This window comes from Natronococcus sp. (genome assembly GCF_047921035.1).
In the GTDB taxonomy this organism is placed as follows: Archaea; Halobacteriota; Halobacteria; order Halobacteriales; family Natrialbaceae; genus Natronococcus.
The window spans coordinates 1-1,322 of record NZ_JBLRWX010000229.1; the positions used below are offsets into that span (position 1 = coordinate 1).

At 63.8% G+C, this 1,322-nt stretch carries 1 protein-coding gene; it reads left to right on the forward strand.

The features are described from left to right. Positions 1-94: 94 nt before the first annotated feature. A partial coding sequence (locus ACNA7R_RS20395) for an ABC transporter substrate-binding protein (RefSeq protein ID WP_416285364.1) occupies positions 95-1,322 on the forward strand: 1,228 nt, incomplete at its 3' end.

A 1,322-nucleotide genomic window follows, 5' to 3' on the forward strand; every position in this document is an offset into this window, starting at 1 on the left:
CCTAATGCCGACAGATATATAAAATCGCCATTTGTAACAGTTTTCCATGTCCGATAGTTCGGATACTCAAGGTGTAGATGCGTCACGACGGAAGATGCTGGGGCTTCTCGGGGGAAGCGCCACGGTGGGACTGGCGGGCTGTTCTGCTCTTCTCGACGGGGACGATGACGACGACGACGGGGGAGATGGGGACGCCGACCTCGAAGTCAGCGAGCACGCGGACAAGGCACAGGCCGCCTGGGAGACGGTCCTCGACAACCCCGGCCCGGACGCCGAGGACGCTCGCAACGAGGCCTACGTGGAGATCGAGGAGGCCGTCAGGGACGATATGGTGTTGCTGCCGCTGTACCACAGCAAGGGCGAACGCTGGTGGTACGACTACGTCGACATTCCGGAACTCGGCGCGCTCGGCAGCCACCACCAGCAGTACAACGAGGTCGAGATCGAGGGCGACGACGAACTGAACCTCCTCAACAGCACGTTCGACGAGCTGGACCCGATCATGTCGACCGACACCGCGTCGGGGACGGTCATCAACCAGCTCTACGAGACGCTGACCCACTACCCCAACGGCGTCGCGGAGGTCGAAAACCAGCTCATCGAGGGCGTCGAGACGTCCGAGGACAGCCTGGTCTGGACGCTGACCCTCCAGGAGGGAGTCCAGTTCCACGGGGGCGAGGAGCTGACGGCCGACGACGTCGTCTACTCGTTCCGCCGACTGGCCGAATCCGAGTACAGCGAACGGTCGAACTTCATCCTCGATACGCCGCTGGGGCTGGGCATCGAGTACGAGGAGGGCGACGAGGGCGGCGTCGAACCCGATTCCCTGGGCGTCGAGGCCGTCGACGACCTGACGGTCGAACTGACGCTCCGCGAGCCGAACCCGGCCGTGCTCGACATCCTCACCTACGACGGGTTCGCCATCGTTCCCGAGGGTATCGTCGGCGACATCGAGGGGTACGACGGCGAGGTCGACCACGACGAGTTCCAGACGGAGATGGCGAACGGAACCGGTCCCTTCGAGTACGACGAGTTCAACGTCGGCGAGGAGATGCGGATCGTCCGCAACGACGACTACCACGGCACCGTCCCGAGCGTCGAGTCCGTCCACTGGGAGATCAACGAGGACGCCGAGTCCATGTTCACCTACGTCATGGAGGGGAACGCGGACGTCTTCCAGAACAGCCAGATTCCGACCTCCCAGTACGACGCCGACCTGATCGACGCCGAGGAGGACGACATGGGGCGGGAGGTCGGCACCTACGGGCCGTTCGAGAACGACGAGGAGGCGAACTACCTGTCGGTCCCCGAGCTGGGAACGT